The sequence below is a fragment of the Bartonella sp. AA16NXGY genome (genome assembly GCF_042197325.1).
GTDB lineage: Bacteria > Pseudomonadota > Alphaproteobacteria > Rhizobiales > Rhizobiaceae > Bartonella.
In genome coordinates this window covers 1-1,746 of record NZ_JBHIRR010000047.1, presented here as the reverse complement: position 1 = coordinate 1,746, position 1,746 = coordinate 1, and the positions used below count along the sequence as shown (strand labels likewise).

At 47.3% G+C, this 1,746-nt stretch carries 2 protein-coding genes; both read left to right on the top strand.

Translation table 11 applies throughout. The features are described from left to right. On the top strand, nucleotides 1-1,199 hold a 1,199-nt coding region (locus ACFINK_RS09245), incomplete at its 5' end, for a phage tail sheath family protein (protein WP_375638897.1). Nucleotides 1,200-1,202: 3 nt separating this feature from the next. Next, a complete protein-coding gene (locus ACFINK_RS09240) occupies nucleotides 1,203-1,721 on the top strand; it encodes a phage major tail tube protein (protein ID WP_375612479.1) in 519 nt (172 codons plus the stop codon). The last annotated feature ends 25 nt before the right edge of the window (nucleotides 1,722-1,746 follow it).

The following is a 1,746-nucleotide window of genomic DNA, read 5'->3' as shown; positions in this document are numbered from 1 at the left end:
TTGGGGCGGTTGTTACAGCCCCTGATGCTGACAACCAAGTTTTTCCCCTTAACGAGCCTGTGTTGGTCTTCACCCATGATACAGAAAAAATCCAAAAGCTTGGGCGAAGGGGAACGGCTTTTGATGTCATTAACGCCGTGTGCGCGCAGGGGATTGAGGCACAAATTATCCTTGTGCGGGTAGAAGAAAAATCAACCATTGCTGAGACACAAACTGAGATGGTGGGATCAAACGCTCACCTGACCGGTGTGCACGCCTTGGCTCATGCGCGTGGGCATTTAGGTGTGGAACCTGGGATTTTACTGGCACCGGCTTATAGTGCAGGGCGGATTGACAATGGCAAAAACCCTGTGGCAGACGCTTTGGAACAGGTTGCAGAAAAGTTGCAAGCCATTGCCGTGTTTGATACGGGGGGTAAAAATGCGGAAGAAAGCCTTGCCTATCGTGCAGATTTTTCCTCACGCTTTTGTTATTTGATTGACCCCTTTGTACGGGTGGCAAATCGTGAGGGGGGTGTTAGTGTTAAACCCGCAAGTCCTTTTGCAGCAGCCATGTTTATCAAACGTGACAAGCAAAGGGGCGGTGTTTTTTGGTCTCCTTCCAACCAAGATGTGCATGGCATTTTAGGGACAGCACGCCCCATTAGCTATTTTGATGGCGAAATTGATCATGAGGCAAATCGCCTTAACCAAGCCGATATTGCGACCTTTATTCCAGCACGACTTAGTCAAAATGCGCATGGGCAAATGGCTGCCAATGGGCGCATTTTATGGGGAAATCATACCACCTCCAGTGATCCACTTTGGCGCTTTGTCAATGTGGTGCGCACCCGTGCAGCCTTGGAAAAAACGATCATTAACAATTTGCGCCCTTGGGCGAATGATGAAAACCTTACTGGTCAACATGTTATTGCCATTACCCGCAGCCTTACACAGTTTCTTGATGATCTGATTGCGCGGGGTGCGCTTTTGGGTGGCCGGGTTTGGTTTGATCGTGATTTAAATTCCAACAGCACTTTGCAATTGGGAAAATTGCGGGTGGAATTTGATGCAGAAGAAGTGCCACCTTTAGAAGATTTGAGTTTCGGCAGCCGGCGCAATAGCGCTTATTTTGACCGTTTGGCGCAAGATATCCAAAAGAAAATGACTTATCAATTTGGCGATACGCTTGAAACTTATCGCAAAGCAGCAAGGAGTTAAAGCATGACTTTACGCATTGTACGCGGTTTTACCTTGATTGTTGATGATGATGTGAATCTTCACCTTGATCTTGAAACATTGAAACTGCCCACGTTGGAAGAAATTACAGAAACCTATCAACCGGGCGGCTCTGATATGCAAATTGATGTGAGCGGTCTTGGTGTCAAAGCACTTGGCTTGCAAATGAAAATCCGCAGCCATACCCCTGAGGTCATCGGTATTTTTGGTGGTCCCCCTGGTCTTCGTCATAAATTCACTGGCAAAAAACATGTGATTTCTGAAGAAGATGGGCGTGAGCATGAACATTCCATTGATGTGACAGGGCGGTTGGTCAAAGTCGATAGCGAAGGCTTAACAGCTGGGAAAGCCACAGGCTATGATTGCGAGATCAAAAATGTTTGGGATTATACGGAATTTTGGGATGGTTCTGTTTTGCACCGCTTTTCTTTTAAACGGGGCGGCTGGCTTGTCCGCAATGGGCAAGAGATCGGTTCTCGCCGCCGCTCTATTCTCAACTTATAAGCTCTCATTATTGATAGGGTTCTCA

Coding starts and splice junctions, on each gene's coding strand:
- ACFINK_RS09240 (WP_375612479.1), top strand. CDS start 1,203: ATGACTTTACGCATTGTACGCGGTTTTACCTTGATTGTTGATGATGAT.